The following is a 26,101-nucleotide window of genomic DNA, read 5'->3' as shown; positions in this document are numbered from 1 at the left end:
TTGATGTTCGTTTTTTTCTATTTAGTATATCTCCAAAAAAAGTATGTGTTAAAAGAAGTGAAAACAAAAAAGTACATTCTTGAGACGAAAGATTTATGGTTTCAATATTTAATTGACGGACAAGAGATGGACGAAAAACTTCGTCCGGTTACGCGGTTCCAACAAGATGCTGCAAATGATATTCTTGTTCATTATGCAAAAAACATTTCCGATGCACCGGTTTTAAAACGTATAACAATTTTTGTGGAAGAGCATTTGGAAATGTATTACAGGGACCAAATCCATAGTAAGTCATGGAGTGTGCGTATGAATGTATTGCATAAAATATTTGATTTTAAAATGGAGTTTCTTTTAAAGGAAGTTCTTATGTTACTTGATTGTAAAAAGCACAAAACGAATGAAGAATATTTGCTGATGTATAAAATTGTATTGGTATTTGACATCCAGTTGTTTATAGAGAAAATCATGAATCCCAAATATGAACTTGGGGAATATGATTATAAAAAATTATTCATAGATATAGATGAGGATCGCTTAGATTTGTTAGTCCAAAGAGAAGAAGAGCTATCCCGTAAATTGACATATGTGTTGATAGAAGTAATTGGGGTAAAGCATCTAATCGATTATCTTCCTTTTTTAGAAAGTAAATTGGAAGCAGAAGATCCGGAGATCCGCATAAAAGCCTTAAAATCAATTGCAAGAATCGGATACATTTCAGATATCGAGCATTACGAACCATTTATGGATGGAGACACATGGGAAGAACGCTTGATGTTGGCGAAAATTCTTGCTTTTGCACCTATAGAGAAAGCGATTGCTTTGTCTACTGTTTTGGTGGAAGATTCATCATGGGAAGTTCGCAAGCAAGCTGAATTGACACTCGAAAAAGTAACCATCACGGAAAACGCTTATATCGATAAAGAAAAGGAAGCGATTGTATGATACTGAGTTCAATAACGTCAGCTGCTTTTATGTTTTTTGGCTATTTGATTTTATTTTATATGTTCCTTGTTATAGGGGTTTATACAAGCATGCTTATCGTCGCTCTCTTTCAATTGAAAAAAGAATTGAAGTTAGATCGATATATCATTGACAGTGAGAGTTTGGAGTTTGTTTATTCGAAACCTGTTTCTATAATCGTAAGTGCTTTTAACGAAGAAGTCGGTATTTTGGACACGATTCAATCGTTGTTAACTTTAAACTATCCACAAGTTGAAATTATTATTGTGAATGATGGATCTACGGATTCGACAGAAGAACAGATTATAAAAGGATTTCAAATGTACGAAGTTGAAAAAGTCGTTCAAGAACATTTGCCTACGATGACAATTCAAAGCATCTATCAATCGACATCACAACCTAACTTAATTCTTGTGACGAAAGATAATGGTGGGAAAGCAGATGCACTGAATGCTGGAATCAACATTTCAAAGTATCCTTATTTTTGCTCAATTGATGGGGATTCCATTTTGGATTCTACATCCTTATTAAGAATCATGAAACCGATGATTTCCTCCGACGATGAAGTCATTGCTGCAGGGGGAACTGTGCGTATAGCGAATGGGTTTGATATTCAATTAGGAACGGTTATGAGCAGTTCTCTGTCTAGTAATAAACTGGTAATCATGCAAGTCATTGAATATATGCGTGCCTTTTTAATGGGAAGAATTGCGTTGAGTAAGTTTAATCTCGTTCTAATCATATCAGGAGCATTTAGTGTGTTTTCAAAGAAGTGGGTAATTGATGCGGGCGGATACTCTACAAAGACAATCGGTGAGGATATGGAGCTTGTTGTGAAATTACACCGCTTAAACAGAGAGCGCAAGTCGAATAAAAAGATTGTATTTATTCCGGATCCGGTTTGTTGGACTGAAGCTCCGGAGACGTTATCGGATTTACGAAAACAACGTCGCAGATGGCATCAAGGTCTTGCAGAAAGCTTGTGGAAACATAAAAAAATGATTTTCAACCCAAAATATGGGCCGGTAGGTCTTGTTTCGATACCTTATTTTTGGTTTATCGAATTATTAGGTCCTGTCATTGAATTATTGGGATATGCCTATATCGTCCTTCTGTTTTTAATGGGAGAAGTCTATTATGAGTTTGCAATTCTACTATCACTTCTATTTATACTCTATGGTTCTTTGTTTTCAATGGTCTCCGTTCTTTTAGAAACATGGAGTCGTAACACTTATACAAAACCGGCTGATATTCTAAAGATTTTATTATTATCCGTGACGGAAGTATTTTGGTATCGCCCATTAACGATAATTTGGCGATGTGAGGGAATTGTAGCGGCAATCTTCAGGCGAAAGGCTTGGGGCACTTTAACACGGAAAGGCTTTTAACCCACTTTTACATGAGTGGGTTTTTCTTATTCGTACGTTTTAGTGTTGAAAACAAATAACGTGTCGAATTTAAACCAACTGAGTATCCAAGCAACGATCAGAAAAGTTACAATTGCCATTTTGAAATCTCCTTCCATCTTTTATTAAATGATATTTTTAAAACTTAACGAACTGGTTTCTTTTAGTAGTGATTAGGGAATGGAGAATTGTGCATATTATTGTAATACATTGGAAGATGTGTGTATTATGTAATTAATCGTGAATGTTTAAACAAACGTGAAAGTTTCATTCTTCAGAGCAACTTCGAAAGGGTTGTAAGAAAAATCGGAATCAGGGTAAGCTATCCAAAGTCAAAAAGAATATGCAAAACAGAATTACGTCATGTATGGATGACTCAATGCTTTAATAACAATTAAGAAAAGAAGGTGGAGTACATAATGGAAGCAACAGCTCCTTTGAAGGAAAAACGGAATTTGAAACCAATTTGGATTGCGCTCGCTTTTACAGTAATGATTGTAATTGTTTTACTGCCAACGCCAGCTGATTTGCCCGTGATGGGGCAGCGTGCACTTGCGATTTTAGCATTTGCCGTTATTTTATGGATGACGGAAGCCGTAGCATATCCGGTAAGTGCTGCAATGATTATCGGAATCACCACACTATTACTTGGTTTTGCACCAAGTATGGAAGATCCAAATGTAATGCTTGGTACAAAGGACGCGCTTAAAATGGCGCTTGTCGGTTTCTCAAACTCTGCCGTCGCGCTCGTGGCAGCAGCCTTATTTCTTGCAGCTGCAATGCAGGCGACAAATTTGCATCAGCGACTCGCGTTATTTGTATTATCTAAAGTTGGTGTGAAAACAGGCGCAATTGTTTTTGGTGCGATCATGGTTTCCATCATACTTGCATTTTTTGTGCCAAGCGCAACGGCTCGTGCCGGGGCAGTAGTTCCTATCTTGCTCGGAATGGTTGCGGCCTTTGGTCTGCCGCATAATAGTAGGCTCGCTGCTCTGTTAGTAATTACAGCCGTCCAATCGGTTTCTATTTGGAACGTCGGAATTAAGACAGGTGCGGCGCAAAACATGGTCGCTCTCGGTTTTATTGAAGAAGAAATGGGCGTGTCCATCGCTTGGAGCTCATGGTTTATATACGCAGCACCTTGGTCAATCATTATGTCGGTTGTGTTGTATTTTGTCATGATGAAATTGATTAAACCCGAGACACAAACGGTTGAGGGAGGAAAAGAGTTAATACAAGGGAAGCTTAAAGAGTTAGGTCCTATGAAACCATCTGAAATACGGTTGGTCGTTATTTCCCTTATGCTTCTTCTCCTTTGGTCAACAGAAGAGATCTTGCATCCCTTAGATACAACGACCGTTACAATTATCGCGATTGCAATTTTGTTATCACCAAAAATTGGTGTGTTCGAATGGAAAACAGTGGAGAAACTCATTCCATGGGGAACAATCGTCGTTTTTGCTGTCGGAATCGCTCTTGGTACCATTCTTTTACAAACAAATGGTGCACAATGGTTATCCGATAAAGTGTTTGGTGCAATGGGACTCGATACGATGCCGTTGCTTGCGACAATCGCAATATTATCGGCATTTAACATTCTGATTCACTTAGGGTTTGCAAGCGCGACAAGTTTGTCGTCCGCTTTAATCCCGATATTCATCGCACTGACGACGACAATCGCAATCGATGCGAACAGCGTTGGTTTTGTACTTATCCAACAATTTGTCATTAGTTTTGGATTCTTATTACCAGTGAGTGCGCCGCAAAACATGCTCGCATATGGAACCGGTGCATTTACCGTAAAAGACTTCTTGAAAACGGGAATAATATTAACGATTGTTGGCTACTTACTCATTTTGTTATTCAGTGCCACTTACTGGCAATGGATTGGCCTATTGTAAGACGTCTATTTATGAGTATGAATTTAATCAAAACACCAGAAACCATCCATATACAGGATGATTTCTGGTGTTTTTCTTGCGGATAAAGTATCTAGTGCAAGAAACAAACGTGTATGTTTTAGTGCTTTTCTCCCGTTTAAGTTTCCCGAAACTTCTCAACATTTCCCAGGAACCTCGCAACGTTTTTTGGAAACCTCGCAACATTTTCCGAAAACCTCGCAACATTCCCGAAACTTCACAACGTTTTTCCAAAAGCTTGCAACGTTTTCTCAAAACCTCACAACACTCTCCCAAAACTTCGCAACATTTCCTCAAAACTTCGCAATATACAACCTGATTTTAGTTTTTCAGAAAACATTCAGAGCAAGAAACAATCATGAATGTTTGAACAAACGTGATTGTTTGAGTGCCTGTCACCCATCAAAAAACACCCATGTCAAACAGGCTATCTTGTTGTATACTAGGCATAATGAAATCCTTAGTTTAATAATGAAAGTGAGGTCACACAAGTGGATGAAAAGCTGAAGAGTGAATTGATTTCGTGGAGTAAGTCCATTGCTATTGCTTTTTTATTTGTATTTATTTTCCATCAATTCATATTCACGCCTATCAAAGTTCAAGGCGAATCTATGTTTCCCACATTGGAAGAAAATGATAAGATCATCGTTAGTAAATTAAGTAAAATTAACCGATTTGATGTAATTGTTTTTGATGCACCCGATGCTGTGGACCTGCTATATGTGAAAAGAGTGATTGGAATAGCGGGGGATCGTATCGAAATGGTGGATGATGTATTATTCGTTAATGGTAAGGAATATGGAGAACTCTATGTGAATCGGGAAAAGCAAAGCGGGAAAACGAGACGTGTTACGGGAGATTTTACATTAAGAGAAGTCACAGGAAGTGAGTTTGTTCCGGAAGGGTATGTTTTCGTTTTAGGAGACCATCGTTTAAAGAGCAATGACAGCAGAAGTTTTGGGTTTGTGTCAGATAAAAAGATTGTAGGAAAAGTGAATTTTCGGTTTTACCCGTTGGAAGAAATGGGGTTTCCAAAGTAGATTCGTTATAAATCCATCATTAGTAAAAATGCGTTTCCGTTTGGTCATTACCCAATCGGAAACGCATTTTTTTTATTTTTTCAACTTACGTACAAGATCTTCATCTGGTGTAACAAAAAGCGTTTTTTGTTCGAAGTAAATGACAAAACCAGGTTTTGAACCGTTAGGCTTTTTCACATGGCGTACTTCGGTGTAGTCTACTGGAACGGAAGAAGATCCGCGTGCCTTACTGAAATATGCAGAAAGAACGGCTGCCTCTTTTATCGTTTCCTCATCCGGATTTGGATCGTGAATCACTACGTGGGAACCGGGAATGTCCTTTGTGTGCAACCACGTTTGTTCGCGTGATGCGATTTTAAATGTTAAATAATCGTTTTGTTTATTATTCTTACCGACTGAAATCGAGATGCCTGAAGTAGAAACATACGATTCAGGAGAAGGTTTCTTCGGTCTTTTTTTCTTTTTCGATTTACGTGCTTTCATTAAACCGAGTTCTGCAAGTTCTTCACGGATTTCATCAATATCTTCTGGAGATGCTTGCATAACTTGTTGCTTGATCATCTCGAAATATTCTATGTCCTCATCGGCTTTCTTGAGTTGTTCGGCAATCATAATTAATGCTGTTTTTGCTTTTGCATATCTCGAATAAAATCTTTGGGCATTCTCAATCGCTGTTTTGCGTGCATCCAGTGGAATTGTTACGGTTGTTCCTTCTTCGTAATAGTTGTCCACAATCGCTTCAGTTTGACCTTTTTGAATGAGGTAGCTGTTTGCAGTGATGAGTTCTCCATACAATTGAAATGTATCTAATTTTCCAGCATCTGCTTTTTCTTTTGTAAGTTTTTTTATTTTCAAGTTCAGTTTCGAAATTTCATTGTCTAACCAACGTTCTAAGTCGGATGCTTGTGATTTCACGCGTTCTCTTTCTGCACGACCAAAATACACTTTATCTAAAAGTTCACTAACGGTTTCAAATTCAGCCGTTTGAGTTGCTGCGTGCGTGAGAGCAGTTGCCGAGAACACCATTTTTGAATCGATTTCTGAGATATTGGGTTGACTGTCAATACCTTGGAAGGAATCAAGGAACGTTTTGAAAACACGAAACTTCTCTTGACCTTCTGTAGAGTTTAATCGGTACAACAGTTCGTTTCCGTTTACTGGAGAGAACCCTGAGAATAATCGAACGAAATCACGGCCGCTTTCCACTTCTAGAAGAACGGATGAGAATTGTTCTTCTTCTATTAGAAATGGATTTAATTTATCTTGTGGTGGTGCAGGCTTATAAGGTTGCCCCGGTAAAATAGTACGATAGCTGTTTACCGATGGTGGAAGATGCTTTTGGCTATCAATGATCAGATTACGAGCTGGATCTACGACGATTAAGTTACTGTGTCGTCCCATAATTTCGATGTAAACACGACGTTCCATATCATCGCCGATTTCGTTTTTTGCTGTAATATCAAGCGTTACAATTCGGTCTGTTCCATATTGGCCAATTGCGGTGATTGTTCCACCTTCTAATTGTTTACGCAACACCATGCAAAATAAAGGTGCAACTGCTGGGTTCGTAATGGCCTCATCTGTTAATTGAATTCTTGAATACGATGGGTGGATCGATATTATTAATCTTTGGTTTTTGCCGGTTGCTCTTACAAGAAATACGATTTCATGTGCGTTGGGTTGGTGGATTTTAGAAATCCGTCCGTTTTTGAGGACCTGCAGTTCTTGCACCATTGCCGTTGTAAATAAACCATCAAATGCCATACTGATTCCTCTTTCTATTCGTTTTGTTTCATTTTAGCACTCTAAGGGCTATTTATGCTATAATATGAGCATGATTGATAATTAAGGTACTCTGGAGTTATCAACGTAACATCTATGCTCCATTAAAATTAGTTTAGACAAGAAGAGGGATTGCATGTACAAACGACGGGGATTGTTAATCGTTCTATCTGGGCCTTCAGGTGTAGGTAAAGGAACAGTACGGAAAGAGCTTTTTACACAACCAGACACGAACTATGAATATTCTATATCTATGACTACGAGAAGCCCGCGAGTTGGTGAAGTAGATGGTGTAGATTACTTTTTTAAAACGAGGGCTGAATTTGAAGACCTTATTGAACAAGGCAAACTACTAGAATATGCAGAGTATGTCGGAAACTATTATGGGACACCGATCGACTATGTAGATGAAACTCTCGATGCAGGTCGAGATGTTTTTCTCGAAATTGAAGTTGTTGGAGCTGCACAAGTTCGTGCCAAAGCACCGAACGGTCTCTTCATTTTCCTTGCACCACCAAGCCTGCTTGCACTTCAGGACCGTTTAGTCGGTCGAGGTACCGAGTGTTCGGATGTAATCGCCTCAAGGATCCAAAAAGCTCGTGAAGAACTTGAGATGATGAATTTATATGATTATGTTGTAGAAAATGACGAAGTAAGTAAAGCGTGTGATAAAATTAACGCTATCGTCGTTGCAGAACATTGTCGTAGAGAACGTGTTGAAAAAAGATATTTACGTATGTTGAGAGGGGAATAATATATGTTACATCCATCGGTCGATTCACTAAAGGACAAGATTGATTCAAAATACACACTCGTTACGATCGCTTCAAAGCGTGCGCGGGAGCTTCAAGAGGTAAAGAACGAATTACTGACAGTTTATAAGTCTAAAAAGAATGTTGGTAAGGCTCTTGAGGAAATAGCAGCAGGTGCTCTTACGAAACGAACACAAGATCAGTCAATCATTTACGAAGACGAAGTTTAAAATAAGAATAATGTGCTACTCCCTTAGAAACGTATTTTCTTTGGGAGTTTGTCATTTTAGGGAGGAAGAATTCGATGTTGAATAAAAACATTTTAATTTGTGTAACTGGTGGAATCGCAGTGTATAAGGCTGTAGCTCTCGTTAGTAAACTCTCGCAAGCAGGTGCAAATGTAAAAGTCGTTATGACCAAGTCGGCAATGGAGTTTGTGAGACCTTTAACTTTTCAAGCGATGTCCCGTAATGATGTCTTTTATGATACGTTCGATGAAAAAGACTCTCGTGTCATAGCTCATATTGATTTAGCGGATTGGGCCGATTTAGTAATCATCGCACCCGCAACGGCAAACGTTATTGGAAAACTGGCAAATGGAATTGGCGATGAAATGGTAACGACCATCCTTTTAGCAACGACTGCCGAAGTATGGATTGCACCGGCCATGAACGTCCATATGTATGAAAACAAAGCCGTCATGCGGAACATCGAACGATTACATAAAGATGGGTATAAGTTTATCGAGCCATCTGAAGGCTTTTTGGCTTGTGGTTATGTTGGAAAAGGAAGACTCGAGGAACCGGAAAAAATTGCACAGCTCGTTTCAGAGAAATTCAACTCAAATGATCTTCCATTACTCGGTAAAAAAGTTGTTGTTACTGCAGGGCCAACCCGTGAACGCATTGACCCAGTTCGATACATATCCAATTTTTCAACTGGCAAGATGGGATATTCAATGGCGGAGGCAGCTGCAGCACTTGGTGCAGAAACGGTACTGATATCTGGGCCTGTTGGCTTGGGAAAACCTGTTGGAGTTAAGGTGATTGATGTTGAAAGTGCCGAGGAAATGTTTGAAGCGGTCCTTTCGGAATACGACGATGCAACAATTGTCGTTAAATCCGCAGCAGTCGCAGATTATCGCCCGAAAGACATTCACCCACAAAAAATTAAAAAAGGTGAAGGTGAATCGATAATAGAGCTTACGCGAACGAAGGATATATTGAAAACACTTGGAGAACGTAAAGCGCATCAAATACTTGTCGGTTTCGCTGCAGAAACTGAAAACGCAGTAGGACACGGGATGGGGAAACTGGACAGTAAAAATCTTGATTTCATCATCGTGAATGACGTTACGGATCCGGATGCAGGATTTGGAAAAGAAACGAATGTCGTCACGTTACTTTCGAAAAATGGACTGAACCAATTGTACCCGGTCATGCCGAAAAAGGAGCTTGCGACCGTTCTGCTGAAAGCGATTCTTCAAGAAAGAACAGATATAGATGATCGCTAAAGTAATTGTTGATGTTGCAGCTTACCCAATTGACCGACCGTTTGACTACATCGTACCAGTGGCGATGGAATCCATTATTGAACCCGGAATCCGTGTCAAAGTACCGTTTGGTAATCGAAAAGTACTTGGTTATGTGACAGGCATAAAAAATGAAACCGACATAGCGATTGATAAATTAAAATCAATAGACGAACTCATTGATCTGGATCCCGTGATATCCAGTGAACTACTGGATTTGTCTCGTTGGCTGGCTGTTCAAACACTGTCTTATGAAATTGACGCACTTCAAGTAATGTTGCCAGCAGCTATGCGTGCAAAATACGAAAAGTATATAGACGTAGTTGACCAAGAGAAAGTCGTAGACGAAGAATTCTTAAACTTACTTAAAGGAAGAAAACGTGTTCCGCTGAAAGAAGCAGATACCGCAAGTTTATTGAAAGTCATTAAAAACTATACGAGTGAAAAAATCATTACCGTAGATACAATTGTTCGTCAGCAAACAGCCATTAAAAAGGTGCGAATGATTCGAATTGAAGAAGCACCAAAACTACATGTTATTTTAGAAAGTCTTCACTCAAATGCTAAAAAACAATTTGAACTGATTCAGTGGATGATTCAGCGTGAAGGACAAACATTCACCTCGAAAAGCCTGCTTGAACAATCAGGGATTTCTCCAGCTACTTTAAAATCAGTGATCGAACGTGGTGCCGCTTTTGAAGAGTATGTAGAAAGCTACCGTGAACCTGAAGCGCCTGGAATGAAAGATGTTGCAATTCCTGTAGATCTTACTGAGGAGCAAGTTGTCGCTCTCGGGCACATCTCATCCTCTGTTAAATCTGGTGTGGCCGAAACGTTCCTTTTACACGGTGTAACGGGTAGTGGAAAAACGGAAATTTATTTACGTGCCATTAAAGAGGTTTTGGAAAAAGGTCAAGAAGCCATTGTTCTCGTCCCTGAAATTGCATTAACACCTCAAATGACGTCCCGTTTTAAAGCTCGTTTTGGTCCGCTTGTCGCAGTTATGCACAGTGCGTTATCGGCAGGAGAAAAGTATGATGAGTGGCGTAAAATACAACGCGGTGAAGTGAAAGTAGTCGTAGGCGCAAGGTCTGCTATTTTTGCTCCGTTTAAAAATGTTGGAATTATTATTCTTGATGAAGAACATGAAGCTACTTATAAACAAGAGGATACACCAAGGTATCATGCTCGAGATGTTGCCATTAAGAGAGCTGAGTATTATGGATGTCCCGTCATTCTAGGAAGCGCAACACCATCGCTTGAGTCCTATGCGAGAGCGTCAAAAGGAGTGTACACACTTTTAACGTTAATGAATCGTGCACGGAACCAAGCACTTCCAGCAGTGGAAATTGTGGACATGAGGGAAGAGTTGCGTCTTGGAAATCGCTCTATGTTTTCGCTTGATTTGGCGGAGGCCATTCGTAAACGAATCGATTCAGGCGAGCAAATCATTTTATTTCTGAATAGAAGGGGTTTTTCTGCGTTTGTATTGTGCAGAGATTGTGGAACGGTCGTTGAATGTCCAAACTGTGATATTTCATTGACGTACCACCGCGCTTCTGAACGATTAAAATGTCATTATTGTGGCCACGAAGAAATTGTTCCGCTTAAATGTCCGGAATGTACAAGTGAACACATTCGTTTCTTTGGAACAGGCACTCAAAAAGTAGAAGAGGAGATCACAAAACTCTTTCCAACGGCCCGTGTTCTTCGAATGGATGTAGATACTACTCGTCAAAAAGGTGCTCACGAACGGTTGCTTCGACAGTTTAGTGAAGGTAAGGCCGATATTTTACTCGGCACACAGATGATTGCAAAGGGACTGGATTTTCCCAACATCACTTTAGTTGGTGTTCTTGCAGCAGATACTACGTTGCATTTGTCGGATTTTCGAGCAGCTGAGAAAACATTTCAACTTATGACTCAAGTGAGTGGAAGAGCCGGTCGTCATGAACTGCCTGGTGAAGTGTTTATCCAAACGTATACGCCAGAACATTATGCAATTCAGCTTGCAAAAGAGCAGCACTACGAACCTTTTTACAAACATGAAATGGCTGCCCGTAGACAATTTGGGTATCCACCTTTTTACTTTGTAACTCTTGTTCAATTTTCTCATGAAGATTTGCTTAAAGTAGCCGATTTCGCAGAAAAGGGTACGCGCTTTTTAAAAGATAATTTATCAATCGATACACAAATTATTGGACCAACAGCAGCTGCGGTTAGTCGCGTCAACAATAGATATCGTTACCAATGTCTGTTAAAATACAAAAAAGAGCCAATGCTCACGGAAACGTTGCAACAGCTCATTAAACTATATAGAACGAAGTGGATAAAGTCCGGTCTCATAATGACTGTTGAAGTAGAACCGATGTCCATTTAACATCATCTTGTATGATCTATTTGAAATTAAGAAAAGAGGAATTGAATTGGCAATACGTAAAATAGTGATGCACCCGTCACCGCTGCTCACGCAGAAATGTGAAAAAGTAGTGAAATTCGATAAAAAACTGGCAACACTTTTGGACGATATGCATGAAACAATGATCGCTGAAGATGGTGTTGGACTTGCCGCACCACAAATCGGTGAAACGATTCAAGTGGCCATCGTCGATTTTGATGAAGGGCAAGAAGTCATCGAAATGATTAATCCTGTCGTTACGGCCATCGGTGGAGAAGAAATTGAAATTGAAGGATGTCTTAGTTTTCCGGGATTATTCGGTGAAGTCGAACGCCCCTTTTATGTGAAGATTGAAGCTCAAGAACGCGATGGGATGTTGTACGAACTCGAAGCAGAAGGATATGAAGCTCGGGCAATTCTACATGAAATCGATCATTTAAATGGAATTCTTTTTGAAGATAAAATCATTCGTGTGGTCAGTCTCGAAGAATTAGAAGCGCTTGAAGAAGCCCGCGAAGAAGGTGAAGAAGAATGAAGTCCATCGTTTTTATGGGCACACCCGATTTTTCAGCACCAATCCTTAGAATGCTCCACTCTGAAGGGTACACTATAGCAGCGGTTGTAACCCAACCCGATCGCCCAGTTGGAAGAAAACGCGTACTCACTCCTCCTCCCGTTAAAGTAGAAGCACTAAAGCTCGGTCTACCTGTAATCCAACCAGAAAAATTAACAGGTTCTGTTGAGCTGCAAGAAATCATTTCACTTCAACCCGACTTAATCGTCACGGCTGCTTTTGGACAAATACTTCCTAAAGAACTGCTTGACGTACCCAGACTAGGCTCCATTAACGTCCATGCATCACTACTGCCGAAATACAGGGGGGGGGCTCCGATTCATCAGGCTATTATTGACGGTGAAACGGAAACAGGTGTAACCATTATGTATATGGTGGAAAAACTCGATGCTGGAGATATTATTTCTCAAGTAGTTGTTCCAATCGCAGATGATGAAAACACTGGTGATTTATTTGATAAACTTTCAGTTGCGGGTGAAGCGCTTTTAAAAGAAACACTTCCATCTATTTTGGATGGTACGAATGCACGAGTCGTACAAGATGAATCCCTTGTAACGTTTGCTCGAAATATTTCGCGCGAACAAGAGCGAATTGATTGGTCCAATAATGGAAAAGCGATTTACGACCAAATACGCGGCCTTCACCCTTGGCCGGTTGCTTACACTTTATTTCAAGGTGAACAAGTGAAGATTTGGTGGGGAGAAAAGGTTGAGCTGTCTGAAGAGGCGGAACCTGGGACGATTGCATCGATTGAGACCGACCGTATAATTGTGCACACAGGTGACAAAACTGGAGTAGCAATCACCGATTTACAACCGTCTGGTAGGAAAAGAATGTCTGCTGATGTTTTTATTAGAGGTATCGGTGCACAGTGGAATGAAGGAGATCGATTCAAATGAAAAGACCACAAAAGAAAATTTGGAACGGCAATGTTCGAGACGCCGCTCTTTCAATATTAATGGAAATTAATAATAACCAAGCCTATAGTAATCTGCTTTTACATCGTACGATTGAAAAGTATTCGATTGAAGCAAAAGATCGGGGCTTATTAACTGAATTAACATACGGCACACTGCAACAGCGAATGACACTTGACTATTATCTAGAGCCTTTTGTTCATGGGAAACTGGACGGTTGGGTGCGTGAGTTGCTCAGATTATCACTTTATCAAATTGTGTATTTAACAAAAATCCCTTCGCACGCTGTTGTTCACGAAGCAGTGGAAATTGCCAAAAGACGTGGTCATAAACGAATTGCACCAACGGTTAACGGGATTTTGCGTTCCGTATTGCGTAAAGGTGTACGCTCTGTTGAAGAAATTGAAGATGATCTTACAAGAATCTCTATCGAAACGAGTCATCCTGAATGGCTCATTAAAAGATGGATTGAACAGTATGGCATAGAACAAACAACAATTATGGCACATGCAAATAACAATCCTGCACGAATGACGATGCGCGTGAATACAGCGAAAACAACTCGAGACGAAGTGATTGCTTCCCTTGAGGCTGAAGAAGTTGACGTGCGTAAAGGTGAAGTGATAGAAGAGTGTGTCGTTTCAAGTTCGGGAAATCCGACGAAAACGAAAGCATATCAAAAAGGTTTTCTTACCATTCAAGATGAAAGCTCCATGTTGCCTGTTACGGCACTGGATGTTCACCCTGGAATGAAAGTATTGGATATGTGTGCGGCACCAGGTGGTAAAACAACACATATCGCAGAAAAAATGAAGGACCAAGGTGAAGTGTTTGCGCACGATATTCACGACCATAAACTTCAGCTCATCGAAGAGAATGCCGAGAGACTTGGACTTACTTCCATTACAACGAAAAGTGGGGACAGTCGAAATCTAGTGGACGTATATGGTGAATCATCATTCGACCGAATTCTTGTCGATGCACCGTGTAGTGGACTTGGAGTCATTCGAAGGAAGCCGGAAATTAAGTATGTGAAGACGGAAGCGGATTTTGAAGGTTTGGTTAAAATACAGTCGGAACTATTAGACGTCGCGAGTAAACTCATAAAGCCAGACGGCATCATTGTGTATAGTACATGTACTGTAGAATACGCTGAAAATCTTGGCGTTGTAGATGGTTTTCTTGAGCAACATGCAGACATGGAGTTAATACCGTTGCCTCATTTAGATGGAAATGAAAAACTTGAAATAAAAGAGCATACACTACAAGTATTGCCGCAACATTTCGGGGGCGACGGGTTCTTTGTCGCAGCATTTAGAAAAAAATGAAGCAGAATGTGAAGTGGAATGGGGGTTCTATGGTGCAATATGAAGTCCTTACGGATATTGGTAAAAAAAGAACTGTAAATGAAGACAGTGCCGCCGTTTATACCCACCCAGATGGAATTATTTTAGCGATTATTGCGGATGGTATGGGCGGACATCAAGGCGGAGATTATGCCAGCTCAACAGCAATTAAAATCATTGGCGATATGTTTCTCAAACTGGACAGTTCTGAATTTGTTATAAAAGAACATTGGTTTGAATGGTTAAAAGAAGCGTTTATACATGTAAACCAATTGCTTTTTGACTATGCGAATGAAAATGAGGAACTAAAAGGAATGGGGACGACACTTGAAGCCGCCCTGATTCACGGTCATTCCTGTTTGGTGACGCATGTTGGAGACAGTCGCGTATACGCAATCAATACGAATGGTGTCAGTCAAGTGACTCGAGACCATTCGTATGTAAATGCACTTCTGGACAGTGGTGAAATTACCGAAGAGGAAGCTGCAATCCATCCCCAAAGAAATTGGATTTTGAAAGCAGTTGGCTCGGAAAAACATATTGAACCTGATTTACATTCACTTGACCTTGATGATGAAACCTATTTATTAATTTGTACCGATGGTTTAAGTAATAAAGTAGGTAAAGCTTCCATGCAACAAATAATTCTTTCGGATCGCAAAACCTTGCACGAGAAAGCACAAACTCTCATTGATTTAGCGAACCAAAAAGGCGGAGAAGACAATATTTCTGTAATTCTACTAGGACCAGCTTCGGAGGTGAATACTCCTTGATTGGAAAAAGAATCGGTGGACGTTATGAGGTATTGAAATACATTGGCGGCGGTGGAATGTCAAAAGTCTATCTGGCTCACGATGTCATACTAGACCGCGATGTTGCAATTAAAATACTCAATTATGATTTTGCGAATGAAGAAGAACTTAAAAGACGATTTATGAGAGAGGCTCTCTCTGCGACAAGTCTCACACATCCGCATATTGTGAATATATTTGATGTAGGGGAAGAAGGAGAACTTCATTATTTAGTAATGGAATATATTGAAGGACTTACCTTGAAAGAATACATCACTGCAAATGGACCGATGTCATCAGAAGAAGCAGTTCCAATCATGAAGCAACTTGTTTCAGCAATTTCCAATGCGCATTACAATGGCATCGTTCATAGAGATGTTAAGCCTCAAAATATATTGATGGATAACGATGGAAATGTAAAAATAACTGATTTTGGAATCGCCATGGCTCTCAGTGCAACTGCTCATACGAAAACGAATTCCGTTTTAGGGACAGTTCATTATTTATCACCCGAACAGGCACGCGGTGGAATGGCGACGAAGAAATCCGATATTTATTCGGTGGGAATTGTTTTTTATGAACTCCTTACTGGGAAACTACCATTTTCAGGAGAATCAGCAGTTTCAATTGCATTGAAGCATTTACAAGAAGAAACACCATCTGTTCGTGCTTTGTTTCCGGAGATTCCGCAAAGTGTTGAAAATTTCATTTTGAAAGCAACATCAAAAGATGCGAACAATCGATATCAAACTGCGGATGAAATGACAGAAGATTTAATGACTATATTACAACCAGAACGGGTAAATGAAGAGAAGTTCGTTATTCCATTTGACGACGAACTGACACGAGCTCTACCTGCGATTGCAGATCCGAATCGAATGACAAACGTTGTGGATACGAGGAAAATGGATTCTGTCCAAACGCCAGAAGAGCCACCCGTTAGTGCACCGAAAAAGCGTAACAAAGGACCAATCATTTTTGGTGTGCTATCTGGATTTTTAATTCTAGTATTGCTTTTATTATTCCTTCCAAGCTTGCTCAGTCCGAAAAAAGTGGAAGTTCCGAATGTCATTGGAATGGAAGAAAATGAAGCTGTCAATGAACTTGAGGAACTCGGTTTGATTGTAGACGAAAGAATTGAAGAGGCTTCAGATGAATTTGAAAAAGGGCAAGTCATTCGTTCGAATCCAGAAGCGACTCGTAAACGAGAGGTTGGTTCAGCTGTAACCATTTACATTAGCATTGGTAAAGAAGCAATCGAAATGGAAAACTATATTGGTGATAATTTCACGCAAGTGGCAAGTCTTCTTGCGAATTATAAATACAAGTATAAATCCATTGAGTCCGAGGAAGAGTTCTCTGATAAACCTGTTGGAGAAATTATTGGGCAAGATCCTGAAGATGGAGAAATGATCGTACCTGCTGAAACCGACTTAAAATTTACAGTGAGTAAAGGAAGAGACATTCGTATTGTCGAGGATTTAACGGGCTTCGACGAAGATCAGCTTGCAAGTTATGAGAAATCAAGCGGGCTAACAATAACTGTTTCTGGCCAACAGTATTCTGCAAAACATGCCGCTGGAAAAGTGATTTCCCAAAAACCCGGAAAAGATGAAAAGATTGCAAGAGGCGGTAAAATTTCTGTTGTTATGTCGTTGGGTGCGGAGAAAAAACCAATCAGGCATCATGTTCAAACAGTAACGATTAAATACATCGAAAAAGATAAGGCCCCGGTTGTTGAAAGTGAACCTGAAGAGGGCGAAGAAGATTCGGAAGCACCACCAGAAGAAACAAACGATGAATCTGAGAGAACTCCTCAAAACATACGGATTTATGTTCAAGACATGGAAAACACTATGGCCGATCCGAAGTATGAATTTACAATAACTGAAGACCATGAACAGACCATTACCATTGTACTTGAAGAAGGTCAGGTAGGCGCTTATCGAATAATGAATGGTTCCACAGTTGTAAAAGAAGAAAAAATTAGTTACTAATGAACCTAGAAAGAGGGATTGGATGCCAGAAGGACAAATTAGAAAAGCAATAAGTGGATTTTATTATGTAGAGGATAATGGTGAACGAATCCGTTGTAGAGGACGCGGCGTCTTCAGAAATCGTGGAATTCATCCACTTGTTGGGGACATCGTAACGTATGTCCCTGACGGTGAAAACGATGCAATCATTACAGTTGTCCATGAACGCAAAAATGAGCTTGTGCGCCCACCGATATCAAATGTAGATCAGGCGTTGCTTGTGTTTTCAATTGTTGAACCTGCATTCAGTCCGCATTTGTTGGACCGATTTCTTGTTGTTATAGAATCTTTTGATATAAAACCTGTAATTTGTTTAACTAAAAAGGACATTGCAAGTGAAGCTGAATTGGAAAAAGTTGTTGCGAGCGAAGCGTATTATAAAAAGATTGGCTATACAGTCATCAACACGTTTATCGATGATGAGAACTTGCCGGAAATGTTGAAACCGATCTTGACAGGACAAATCACAGTTCTGGCGGGTCAATCCGGTGTAGGGAAATCGACACTTTTAAATACAGTATTGCCGTCGCTTGGACTGAAAACGGGCGAAATATCTGAAGCACTTGGTCGTGGTAAGCATACAACAAGGCATGTTGAACTGCTTGAAGTTGCGGGTGGTCTTGTTGCGGATACGCCTGGTTTCAGCTCTCTAGAATTTGATCATATAAAGAAGGAAGAATTATCTCGATATTTTATAGAAATGAACGAAGCTTCACAGAATTGTAAATTTCGTGGGTGTCTGCATTTAAAAGAACCGAAATGTGCGGTTAAAGAACTCGTTGAATCGGGGGATATTCTCCGTCATCGTTACGATAATTATTTGCATTTCTTGCAAGAAATAATTGACCGAAAGCCGAGGTATGAAAAACATGATTAAAATTGCACCTTCAATATTAGCAGCGGACTTTTCAAAGTTAGCTGAAGAAGTAAGAGAAGTGGAAGCAGCAGGCGCTGAACTTATCCACATCGACGTTATGGACGGTCATTTTGTCCCCAATATTACAATGGGGGCAATCGTTGTCGAAGCCCTGCGTCCTGTAACGAAGCTGCCGCTTGATGTCCATTTAATGATTGATAATCCAGATGCGTTTATCGAACAGTTTGCAAAGGCAGGAGCGGATTATATAACCGTTCATGTTGAAGCGTGCAGACATTTGCACAGAACTCTTCAATTTATTAAATCAACAGGTGTAAAATCAGGTGTTGTTCTGAATCCTCATACTCCAATCGAGACGATTTTGCATGTGCTTGATGAAATAGACTTAGTTCTCTTTATGACGGTCAATCCTGGTTTTGGTGGACAGAAGTTCATTCATTCCGTTTTACCAAAAGTAAAACAGTTATCGGATCTGATTAAAGAGCGAAACCTTTCGATCGAAATAGAAATTGATGGTGGAATCAATGAGGAAACAATTATTCCTTGTGTGGAAGCCGGAGCAACGATTTTTGTTGCAGGATCAGCAATTTACAATGAAACAGATCGTGCGGCAGCCTTAAAGAGAATAAAGGCCGCTGGTGAAAGTGTCTTCCGTAAATGAAAACCGTCGTTATTTGTGCAGGAGGTCCGATTGCAGAAGTCATGAACCTTTCAGAATTCGATAAAGAGAATACAATCTTTATCGGTGCGGATAAAGGGGCATTACATTTATTCGAGCAAGGAATTGTTCCGCATGAAGCAGTCGGAGATTTTGATTCGGTTTCAAAAAGGGATTATGAAAAGATTGTACACTCGGTTCGTATTGTAGATCGGTTTCGGGCTGAAAAAGATGAGACGGATACAGAACTTGCGGTAGAACGTGCACTCGTTTATCAACCCGAAACAATTATTTTGACGGGTGTGACAGGTGGTAGATTAGATCACACGCAATCAGCCCTACATTTAATGTATCGCTATCAAACGAACCATCCAGAAATCACGTTTTCAATACGAAATCCGTTGAATGAGTTAACAATGTTAACCCCTGGTACCTACATAATAAATGATAATGAGCAGTTGCCATACATATCTTTTTTTCCATTTGGGCAATTGGTCAGTGGTTTAACGCTTGAGGGGTTTAAATTTGATGTGGCGAATGCGGATTTACAAGTTGGGACGACAAAGTATACAAGCAACGAACTTGTTGAAGGCGTCTGTACTATCTTATTCCATGAAGGCATATGCTTAATGGTAAGGAGTTCAGATGCTTGAAAGGAGTGGGGTAATTGCGGGTTTACACGTTTACTTTGCCGAAATTCGTGAGCGGTTTTGTTCGTAAGTGTATATATGTGTTTCAGAAAGAAGATAAGACCAAGACTAATGCCAAGTCAACTGCTAGTAAGCCAAAAACAAAAAAGAAAGAAAAAACGCCAAGCTGAAGAATTTCAGCTTGGCGTTTTATTTTTAGTGCGTAGACTTCAATAATCCGACCGATTGGCCATTGTGGATTATGAAGCTATTCTAGATTATACGCGTTGAACTTTACCTGATTTAAGAGCTCTTGCAGAAACCCAAACTCTTTTAGGTTTTCCGTCAACAAGAATACGAACTTTTTGAAGATTCGCACCCCATGTACGTCTCGTCGAGTTCAAAGCGTGTGAACGTGAGTTTCCTGCACGGGCTTTGCGTCCTGAAATAACACATACTTTAGCCATTGTTGGTACCTCCTTGCGAATGAAGATTTAGCGTTGCTTTTTAATATTCGCATACTCTACTAATGTATCACATGAAGAAGTGCCTTGCAACTGTTTTTGACAGGTCTTTCAAGTGAAAGGCCTTTACAGGAGAAATCGAAATAGAAAAGCTTTCTTTTATTATTATGTTGTATATAGTACAATAAGGTAAGTTAAAAAGATGCGGAGGGACAAATCTATGTCAATCGAAGTTAAAAATGAATTTGGCAAGATTGATATTTCAAGCGAAGTGATCACCCAAATAGTCGGGGAAGCAGCAATTGAATGCTATGGAATTGTAGGCATGGCTTCTAGACATCAAATTAGGGACGGTTTAACAGACATCTTGCGGAGAGAAAATTTCGCCCGAGGTGTACTCGTTAGAAATATTGGCGACGATACTCATATAGATATGTATGTAATTATTGGATATGGAGTTAAGATTTCTGAGGTTGCTTATCAAGTACAGTCAAAAGTAAAATACACATTGCAAAAAACAATTGGCATGAATGTAAAATCAGTCAATATATTTGTCCAGGGAGTCCGCGTGACAAACCTATAGGTCAAGAGGAGGAAGTAATTGAAATGAAGTCTATAGATGGTTTGAAATTTGCAGAGATGGTGAAGCTTGGTTCGCACCATCTCTATCAAAATGCCGATTATGTCGATTCTTTAAATGTATTCCCTGTTCCAGATGGTGATACAGGTACAAACATGAATCTTTCAATGACATCAGGTGCGAAGGAAATTAATGAGCATGCTGAAGTACATATCGGTAGGACTGCTCAAGCACTTTCTAAAGGATTGCTAATGGGTGCACGTGGAAACTCGGGCGTAATACTTTCGCAGTTGTTTCGTGGATTTGGTAAGGCAATTGAAAATGAGTCAACGGTTGATGGAATTACATTTGCAGCGGCATTGAAATACGGTGTAGAAACGGCATATAAAGCGGTGATGAAACCTGTTGAAGGAACAATTTTAACCGTAGCTAAAGATGCATCGAATGTAGCAGTTGAAATAGCAGCAACAACTGACGACTTCATTACATTAATGGAGGCTATTGTTGAAGAGGCGAAAGCTTCATTGGAACGCACACCCGACCTACTGGCAGTACTAAAAGAAGTTGGGGTTGTTGACAGTGGTGGACAAGGCTTGGTTTATGTCTATGAGGGCTTTTTAGCATCTTTAAAAGGCGAAGCGCTTCCTGAAAAAAGAGAAGTTGAATCGTTAGACGATCTCATTAATGCGGAACATCGCCGTAGTATACAAGGATTTATGAATACTGAAGACATTATTTACGGATATTGTACAGAGTTTATTGTAAAGTTTGAATCGGATAAAGTTGCAGTACATCCGTTTGAAGAATCTGGTTTTAGGCAAGAATTGAGTCAGTTTGGAGATTCGTTGCTTGTAATTTCAGATGAAGATGTTGCCAAAGTGCATATCCACTCTGAAGAGCCGGGAGATGTATTGAATTACAGTCAAAGATATGGTTCTTTGATGGATATCAAAATTGAAAATATGCGACAACAACATATTGAACTTGTCGGAGAGAATCATTCTGTACATATTCCAGAAAAAAAGAAAGTTGAAAAGCACCCATACGCTGTAATCACTGTAGCGATGGGCTCTGGTATTGCGGAACTTCTCAGAAGTGTTGGTGCATCTGCCGTTATCGAAGGCGGTCAGACAATGAACCCTTCTACAGAAGACATTGTAAAAGCAATTCAAGAAGTCGGCGCGGAACGTGTTCTTATATTACCCAATAATAAAAACATTATTATGGCCGCAGAACAAGCAGCAGAAATCATTGGTATTGATGCAGCAGTAGTTCGTACGAGAACTGTTCCAGAAGGTCTAGCTGCAATACTTGCTTTTAATCCAGAAGCGGATTTGCTTGTGAATGCAGAATCAATGATGAATGCGGCTTCTCACGTGAAAACGGGCCAAGTTACGCATGCAATCAGAGATACATCCATTGACGGAATTGAAATTAAGAAAAATGATTTTATGGGTATTTCTGAAGGTAATATTATCACGTCTGCAGTATCTCTTGATGAAGTTATAAAAACAATACTCACAACAATCATCGATGAAGACGCTGAAATTGTTACTGTTTTATACGGAGAAGGTGTTACTACTGCTGATGCAGAAGCGATTCAGAGCTATATTGAGGATCACTTTACTGATGTAGAAGTCGAGCTATATAACGGCAAGCAACCACTGTATCCCTATATTGTCTCAGTTGAATAAATATCCATTTATGCAGTATGCCTATTTAGGTGTACTGCTTTTGTTTTAAACTATAGAATCGTGTAAGATAAGTAGTAGCGTATACTTATTAAAAGAGGAGTAGTGTATATGAAATTTAGATCCGTCTTTGATATTATTGGCCCGGTAATGATCGGTCCTTCATCATCTCATACTGCTGGCGCTGCCCGGATCGGTCGAGTTGCGCGAACGCTTTTTGGTCGTCAACCCGAATGGGCGCGAATCCATTTATATGGTTCATTTGCAGAAACGTATAAAGGACACAGCACGGATGTTGCCATTATTGGTGGCTTACTAGATTATGATACATTCGACGAACGCATAAAAACATCTTTTGAAGAGGCGGAACGACTTGGCCTCACTTTTGAATTTATTGCAGAAGAGGAAGAACCTGAACATCCGAATACCGCACGTCTTGTGATTGGTGATGGTGAAAGTGTTATGGAACTCACGGGTATTTCCATTGGTGGCGGGACGATGGAAGTTACAGAACTCAATGGTTTTCCACTTCGATTATCCGGACATTATCCGGCACTACTCATTGTCCATGAAGACCGTGCTGGTGTAATTGCGAGCGTTTCCAATGCTCTTGCTAAACAAGGTGTGAATATTGCACATATGGAATGTGGCCGTAAGGAAAAAGGCGAAATGGCACTCATGGTAATTGAAGTTGACCAATTTATTAACGATGCACTTATAAATGAGTTAGACGTTTTAGAACACGTCACGCAAGTTTCAACATTAGCAAATTAGGGAGTGAACCTATATGGAAGTACTATTTACTTCGGTCAAAGAACTGGTTGCGCTTGCAGAATCTCAAAATAAGCCAATCTCAGAAATTATGATTGAACAAGAAATGCTTATGACAAAGCGTTCTAGAGAAGATATTATTGCCCAAATGGATAACAATTTGACGGTTATGGAAAATGCGGTTGAAAAAGGACTAGAAGGCGTCCATTCTGCTTCGGGTTTATCAGGCGGAGATGCTGTTCTTCTTCAGAAGTATATGGCGACAGGCAAATCACTTTGCGGAGACTTAGTGATGGATGCTGTTAGTAAAGCAGTAGCAACGAATGAAGTGAACGCAGCGATGGGGACAATTTGTGCAACTCCGACAGCGGGTGCCGCAGGAATTGTTCCAGGGACGTTATTTGCTGTGAAAAACAGACTGAATCCAACTCGACAGCAAATGTTGAATTATTTATTTACATCAGGTGCTTTTGGTTTCGTAGTTGCAAACAATGCATCGATTTCCGGTGCTGCTGGTGGGTGTCAAGCCGAAACAGGATCTGCAGGATCTATGGCGGCCGCTGCTATTGTAGAAATGGCTGGTGGAACACCCCAACAGAGTGCTGAGGCGTTTTCAATTGTTATGAAGAATATGCTAGGACTTGTTTGTGACCCTGTAGCAGGACTAGTTGAAGTCCCTTGTGTGAAGCGAAATGCGATGGGGGCAGCAAAAGCTTTAGTCGGAGCAGATATGGCTTTAGCTGGAGTTGTGAGTCGTATTCCGACGGATGAAGTTATTGAAGCAATGCATAAAATAGGTCAATCGATGCCTTCCGCGCTACGGGAAACTGCAAAAGGCGGATTGGCTGTAACTCCTACCGGAAAAGCTTTAACAGCAAAAATATTTGGTACGGATAAGGCAGATCATGACTCCGTCACTTCATGATTCTGTAACGGAATTGAAAGGTGTCGGGAAAGCTGCAGGTGAACAACTTGAAGCACTCGGCATCCACTCCGTTTACGATCTTCTCATGTCCTTCCCGTACCGACATGAAGATTTCAGGTTGAAGGATTTAACCGAAACACCGCACAACGAACGGGTGACCATTGAAGGAAGGGTCGAAAGTGAGCCTACCATTCTTTTTTTAGGGAAAAACAGATCCCGTCTACAAGTCCGTCTTCTTGCTGGAAGACATCTTGTGAAGGCGGTTTTTTTTAATCAACATTATTTAAAAGCTCGCATGACGCTAGGTACTGTTGTTACCGTTACAGGCAAGTGGGACCGTGGTCGGCAATTAATTAATGTAAGCAATTTTCACGATGGTCCAAAAACGGAGCAATCTGATTTTGAGCCCGTCTACAGTTTGAAAAGTGTGATGCATCAAAAAACATTTCGCAGGTTTATGCGAAGTGCTCTTGATTACACAGAAGGGAAGCACGAAGAATCGCTTCCGAACGACACTTTAGTAGCCTATAGAATACCTGCAATTAGTGAAGCACTGGAAATGGTGCATTTTCCAAAAAGTCCAGAGGATGTAAAGCAAGCAAGAAGGCGTTTTGTATATGAGGAATTGCTAGTATTCCAATTGAAGATGCAAGGAATAAAAAAAGCGCGAAAAGAAACGGAACTAGGCGTTGTAGTGGATTATGATTTGGAGAAAGTGAAGGTTTTTATAGAGTCGCTTCCTTTTGAATTAACGAATGCACAGAAACGTGTAGTGAATGAATTGTGTGTAGAATTAAAGAGTACAGTTCGAATGAATCGTCTACTTCAAGGAGATGTAGGTTCTGGGAAAACAGTAGTTGCTGCCATTGCAATTTACGCATCGATTACAGCAGGTTTTCAAGGTGCGCTGATGGCTCCTACGGAAATTCTTGCAGAACAACATGCTGCTACTCTTGCGGAGTGGCTTGAACCTTTTAATGTAACGGTAGCTTTCCTCTCGGGATCGACAAAAGCAAAGGCGAGGGTAAGTTTGTTAGAGAGGTTAGAATCTGGTGAAATCGATTTACTGATTGGAACGCATGCGCTTATTCAACCAGATGTTGTGTTTAAGAATCCTGGACTTGTAATTACAGACGAACAACATCGATTCGGTGTCGAACAACGGCGTGTTTTACGGGATAAAGGACTTAATCCAAATGTATTGTTTATGACGGCAACTCCAATTCCGCGGACATTAGCCATTACCGTTTTTGGTGAAATGGATGTATCTGTGTTAGATGAATTGCCTGCGGGGCGAAAAGAAATTGAAACGCATTGGTTAAAAGAAGAATCGATTTTACCTGTTTTACAAAAGATGGAAAAGGAATTACGAGCAGGTCGTCAAGCTTATGTAATCTGTCCTTTAATCGAGGAGTCCGACAAATTGGACGTTCAAAATGCCGTTGATGTACATAGTCAATTAACACAGCATTTTAAAGGTCAATTTAATGTCGGACTTATGCACGGCCGTCTCCATTCAGATGAAAAAGATGCGATCATGCGTGAGTTTAGTGAAGGGGACATTCATGTTCTTGTTTCGACAACAGTAGTAGAAGTAGGCGTTAACGTTCCCAACGCGACATTTATGCTCATTTACGATGCGGGTCGATTCGGTCTTTCCCAGCTTCATCAACTTAGGGGAAGAGTGGGTAGAGGGGCGGACCAGTCGTATTGTGTTCTTCTGGCCGACCCGAAAACAGATGAGGGTAAAGAGCGAATGCAAACAATGACGGAAACAAATGACGGTTTCGTTCTCGCTGAAAAAGACCTCGAACTCAGAGGAGCAGGCGACTTTTTCGGTAAAAAACAAAGCGGTATGCCTGAATTCAAAATTGCGGACCTCGTCCATGACTTTAGAGCCCTCGATACCGCACGAAAAGATGCTGAGAAACTTTTGAATTCCACTTACTTCTGGGAAGCGGACGAGTATAAGATACTCAGACAACAACTTGAAGCCTCAGGGGCTCTTGGGAATGAACGAATCGACTAAAGTGTTTGATTGAAACGGATATATC

The 26,101-nt window shown here is 40.3% G+C and carries 24 protein-coding genes; 22 read left to right on the top strand and 2 right to left on the bottom strand.

Annotated features, from left to right (window positions below):
- Positions 1-57: 57 nt before the first annotated feature.
- From ACFSFY_RS12030 to lepB, 4 genes are all read left to right on the top strand, one after another.
- Complete coding sequence (locus tag ACFSFY_RS12030; RefSeq protein ID WP_381538339.1) at positions 58-942, top strand: HEAT repeat domain-containing protein; 885 nt, start codon at positions 58-60, stop codon at positions 940-942.
- Entirely contained in the window at positions 939-2,348 is a 1,410-nt protein-coding gene (locus ACFSFY_RS12025; RefSeq protein WP_381538337.1) for a glycosyltransferase family 2 protein, read from the top strand. Before ACFSFY_RS12030 ends, ACFSFY_RS12025 begins: the two co-directional genes overlap by 4 nt.
- A gap of 437 nt (positions 2,349-2,785) precedes the next feature.
- Entirely contained in the window at positions 2,786-4,267 is a 1,482-nt protein-coding gene (locus ACFSFY_RS12020; protein WP_381538335.1) for a DASS family sodium-coupled anion symporter, read from the top strand.
- A gap of 509 nt (positions 4,268-4,776) precedes the next feature.
- A complete protein-coding gene (gene lepB, locus ACFSFY_RS12015) occupies positions 4,777-5,325 on the top strand; it encodes a signal peptidase I (RefSeq protein ID WP_381538333.1) in 549 nt (182 codons plus the stop codon).
- Positions 5,326-5,397: 72 nt separating this feature from the next.
- On the opposite strand, the gene ACFSFY_RS12010 is transcribed toward lepB, so the two are convergent.
- Entirely contained in the window at positions 5,398-7,089 is a 1,692-nt protein-coding gene (locus ACFSFY_RS12010; protein WP_381538331.1) for an Rqc2 family fibronectin-binding protein, read from the bottom strand.
- A 154-nt stretch (positions 7,090-7,243) separates the two neighbouring features.
- Here ACFSFY_RS12010 and gmk point away from each other — a divergent pair, with 154 nt between their 5' ends.
- From gmk to spoVM, 13 genes are all read left to right on the top strand, one after another.
- Positions 7,244-7,861 carry a guanylate kinase gene (gene gmk, locus ACFSFY_RS12005; protein ID WP_381538329.1) on the top strand — a complete coding sequence of 206 codons (618 nt, stop codon included), beginning with the start codon at positions 7,244-7,246 and terminating at the stop codon, positions 7,859-7,861.
- A 3-nt stretch (positions 7,862-7,864) separates the two neighbouring features.
- Positions 7,865-8,089 (top strand): DNA-directed RNA polymerase subunit omega, encoded by a 225-nt coding sequence (gene rpoZ / locus ACFSFY_RS12000; RefSeq protein WP_381538328.1) that lies wholly within the window; start codon positions 7,865-7,867, stop codon positions 8,087-8,089.
- Between the two features lie 74 nt (positions 8,090-8,163).
- Positions 8,164-9,372, top strand: a complete 1,209-nt coding sequence (gene coaBC / locus ACFSFY_RS11995; RefSeq protein ID WP_381538326.1) for a bifunctional phosphopantothenoylcysteine decarboxylase/phosphopantothenate--cysteine ligase CoaBC — start codon at positions 8,164-8,166, stop codon at positions 9,370-9,372.
- On the top strand, positions 9,362-11,770 hold the full coding sequence (gene priA / locus ACFSFY_RS11990; RefSeq protein WP_381538325.1) for a primosomal protein N': 2,409 nt from the start codon (positions 9,362-9,364) through the stop codon (positions 11,768-11,770). Before coaBC ends, priA begins: the two co-directional genes overlap by 11 nt.
- 46 nt (positions 11,771-11,816) lie before the next feature.
- Positions 11,817-12,323, top strand: coding sequence for a peptide deformylase (gene def, locus ACFSFY_RS11985; protein ID WP_381538323.1), 507 nt, complete (start codon positions 11,817-11,819; stop codon positions 12,321-12,323).
- On the top strand, positions 12,320-13,261 hold the full coding sequence (fmt, locus tag ACFSFY_RS11980) for a methionyl-tRNA formyltransferase (RefSeq protein ID WP_381538321.1): 942 nt from the start codon (positions 12,320-12,322) through the stop codon (positions 13,259-13,261). The genes def and fmt overlap by 4 nt, the downstream gene beginning before the upstream one ends.
- Positions 13,258-14,607 (top strand): 16S rRNA (cytosine(967)-C(5))-methyltransferase RsmB, encoded by a 1,350-nt coding sequence (gene rsmB / locus ACFSFY_RS11975; protein WP_381538320.1) that lies wholly within the window; start codon positions 13,258-13,260, stop codon positions 14,605-14,607. The genes fmt and rsmB overlap by 4 nt, the downstream gene beginning before the upstream one ends.
- Positions 14,608-14,636: 29 nt before the next feature.
- Positions 14,637-15,398: a Stp1/IreP family PP2C-type Ser/Thr phosphatase gene (locus tag ACFSFY_RS11970; RefSeq protein ID WP_381538319.1), complete on the top strand. Its 762-nt coding sequence runs from the start codon at positions 14,637-14,639 to the stop codon at positions 15,396-15,398.
- Positions 15,395-17,413 carry a Stk1 family PASTA domain-containing Ser/Thr kinase gene (gene pknB, locus ACFSFY_RS11965; RefSeq protein WP_381538317.1) on the top strand — a complete coding sequence of 673 codons (2,019 nt, stop codon included), beginning with the start codon at positions 15,395-15,397 and terminating at the stop codon, positions 17,411-17,413. The genes ACFSFY_RS11970 and pknB overlap by 4 nt, the downstream gene beginning before the upstream one ends.
- 22 nt (positions 17,414-17,435) lie before the next feature.
- A complete protein-coding gene (gene rsgA, locus ACFSFY_RS11960) occupies positions 17,436-18,329 on the top strand; it encodes a ribosome small subunit-dependent GTPase A (RefSeq protein ID WP_381538316.1) in 894 nt (297 codons plus the stop codon).
- The gene (rpe, locus tag ACFSFY_RS11955; RefSeq protein ID WP_381538314.1) at positions 18,322-18,990 is read left to right on the top strand and encodes a ribulose-phosphate 3-epimerase; all 669 of its coding nucleotides are present in this window, start codon (positions 18,322-18,324) and stop codon (positions 18,988-18,990) included. The genes rsgA and rpe overlap by 8 nt, the downstream gene beginning before the upstream one ends.
- Positions 18,987-19,640: a thiamine diphosphokinase gene (locus ACFSFY_RS11950; RefSeq protein WP_381538313.1), complete on the top strand. Its 654-nt coding sequence runs from the start codon at positions 18,987-18,989 to the stop codon at positions 19,638-19,640. The genes rpe and ACFSFY_RS11950 overlap by 4 nt, the downstream gene beginning before the upstream one ends.
- Positions 19,641-19,654: 14 nt before the next feature.
- Positions 19,655-19,807, top strand: a complete 153-nt coding sequence (gene spoVM, locus ACFSFY_RS11945) for a stage V sporulation protein SpoVM (protein WP_381538311.1) — start codon at positions 19,655-19,657, stop codon at positions 19,805-19,807.
- Between the two features lie 87 nt (positions 19,808-19,894).
- On the opposite strand, the gene rpmB is transcribed toward spoVM, so the two are convergent.
- Positions 19,895-20,083 carry a 50S ribosomal protein L28 gene (rpmB, locus tag ACFSFY_RS11940; RefSeq protein WP_381538309.1) on the bottom strand — a complete coding sequence of 63 codons (189 nt, stop codon included), beginning with the start codon at positions 20,081-20,083 and terminating at the stop codon, positions 19,895-19,897.
- Between the two features lie 217 nt (positions 20,084-20,300).
- Between rpmB and ACFSFY_RS11935 the strand changes: the two genes are divergently transcribed.
- From ACFSFY_RS11935 to recG, 5 genes are all read left to right on the top strand, one after another.
- A complete protein-coding gene (locus ACFSFY_RS11935; RefSeq protein WP_381538308.1) occupies positions 20,301-20,663 on the top strand; it encodes an Asp23/Gls24 family envelope stress response protein in 363 nt (120 codons plus the stop codon).
- A 23-nt stretch (positions 20,664-20,686) separates the two neighbouring features.
- A complete protein-coding gene (locus ACFSFY_RS11930; protein WP_381538306.1) occupies positions 20,687-22,354 on the top strand; it encodes a DAK2 domain-containing protein in 1,668 nt (555 codons plus the stop codon).
- A gap of 108 nt (positions 22,355-22,462) precedes the next feature.
- Entirely contained in the window at positions 22,463-23,125 is a 663-nt protein-coding gene (gene sdaAB / locus ACFSFY_RS11925) for an L-serine ammonia-lyase, iron-sulfur-dependent subunit beta (protein ID WP_381538304.1), read from the top strand.
- Positions 23,126-23,138: 13 nt separating this feature from the next.
- Positions 23,139-24,047, top strand: coding sequence for an L-serine ammonia-lyase, iron-sulfur-dependent, subunit alpha (gene sdaAA, locus ACFSFY_RS11920; protein ID WP_381538303.1), 909 nt, complete (start codon positions 23,139-23,141; stop codon positions 24,045-24,047).
- A complete protein-coding gene (gene recG / locus ACFSFY_RS11915; RefSeq protein WP_381538302.1) occupies positions 24,028-26,076 on the top strand; it encodes an ATP-dependent DNA helicase RecG in 2,049 nt (682 codons plus the stop codon). The genes sdaAA and recG overlap by 20 nt, the downstream gene beginning before the upstream one ends.
- The last annotated feature ends 25 nt before the right edge of the window (positions 26,077-26,101 follow it).

The sequence above is a fragment of the Sporosarcina siberiensis genome, from assembly GCF_042681925.1.
GTDB lineage: Bacteria > Bacillota > Bacilli > Bacillales_A > Planococcaceae > Sporosarcina > Sporosarcina siberiensis.
The sequence above is the reverse complement of the archived record's forward strand: the minus strand, read 5'-3'. Positions and strand labels throughout refer to the sequence as shown.

What these genes read in the sequence shown, in the direction of transcription:
- ACFSFY_RS12025 (WP_381538337.1), top strand. Translation starts at nt 939, where the DNA reads ATGATACTGAGTTCAATAACGTCAGCTGCTTTTATGTTTTTTGGCTAT.
- ACFSFY_RS12020 (WP_381538335.1), top strand. Translation starts at nt 2,786, where the DNA reads ATGGAAGCAACAGCTCCTTTGAAGGAAAAACGGAATTTGAAACCAATT.
- ACFSFY_RS12010 (WP_381538331.1), bottom strand. Translation starts at nt 7,089, where the DNA reads ATGGCATTTGATGGTTTATTTACAACGGCAATGGTGCAAGAACTGCAG.
- gmk (WP_381538329.1), top strand. Translation starts at nt 7,244, where the DNA reads ATGTACAAACGACGGGGATTGTTAATCGTTCTATCTGGGCCTTCAGGT.
- rpoZ (WP_381538328.1), top strand. Translation starts at nt 7,865, where the DNA reads ATGTTACATCCATCGGTCGATTCACTAAAGGACAAGATTGATTCAAAA.
- coaBC (WP_381538326.1), top strand. Translation starts at nt 8,164, where the DNA reads ATGTTGAATAAAAACATTTTAATTTGTGTAACTGGTGGAATCGCAGTG.
- priA (WP_381538325.1), top strand. Translation starts at nt 9,362, where the DNA reads ATGATCGCTAAAGTAATTGTTGATGTTGCAGCTTACCCAATTGACCGA.
- fmt (WP_381538321.1), top strand. Translation starts at nt 12,320, where the DNA reads ATGAAGTCCATCGTTTTTATGGGCACACCCGATTTTTCAGCACCAATC.
- rsmB (WP_381538320.1), top strand. Translation starts at nt 13,258, where the DNA reads ATGAAAAGACCACAAAAGAAAATTTGGAACGGCAATGTTCGAGACGCC.
- ACFSFY_RS11970 (WP_381538319.1), top strand. Translation starts at nt 14,637, where the DNA reads ATGGTGCAATATGAAGTCCTTACGGATATTGGTAAAAAAAGAACTGTA.
- rsgA (WP_381538316.1), top strand. Translation starts at nt 17,436, where the DNA reads ATGCCAGAAGGACAAATTAGAAAAGCAATAAGTGGATTTTATTATGTA.
- rpe (WP_381538314.1), top strand. Translation starts at nt 18,322, where the DNA reads ATGATTAAAATTGCACCTTCAATATTAGCAGCGGACTTTTCAAAGTTA.
- ACFSFY_RS11950 (WP_381538313.1), top strand. Translation starts at nt 18,987, where the DNA reads ATGAAAACCGTCGTTATTTGTGCAGGAGGTCCGATTGCAGAAGTCATG.
- rpmB (WP_381538309.1), bottom strand. Translation starts at nt 20,083, where the DNA reads ATGGCTAAAGTATGTGTTATTTCAGGACGCAAAGCCCGTGCAGGAAAC.
- ACFSFY_RS11935 (WP_381538308.1), top strand. Translation starts at nt 20,301, where the DNA reads ATGTCAATCGAAGTTAAAAATGAATTTGGCAAGATTGATATTTCAAGC.
- ACFSFY_RS11930 (WP_381538306.1), top strand. Translation starts at nt 20,687, where the DNA reads ATGAAGTCTATAGATGGTTTGAAATTTGCAGAGATGGTGAAGCTTGGT.
- sdaAB (WP_381538304.1), top strand. Translation starts at nt 22,463, where the DNA reads ATGAAATTTAGATCCGTCTTTGATATTATTGGCCCGGTAATGATCGGT.
- sdaAA (WP_381538303.1), top strand. Translation starts at nt 23,139, where the DNA reads ATGGAAGTACTATTTACTTCGGTCAAAGAACTGGTTGCGCTTGCAGAA.
- recG (WP_381538302.1), top strand. Translation starts at nt 24,028, where the DNA reads ATGACTCCGTCACTTCATGATTCTGTAACGGAATTGAAAGGTGTCGGG.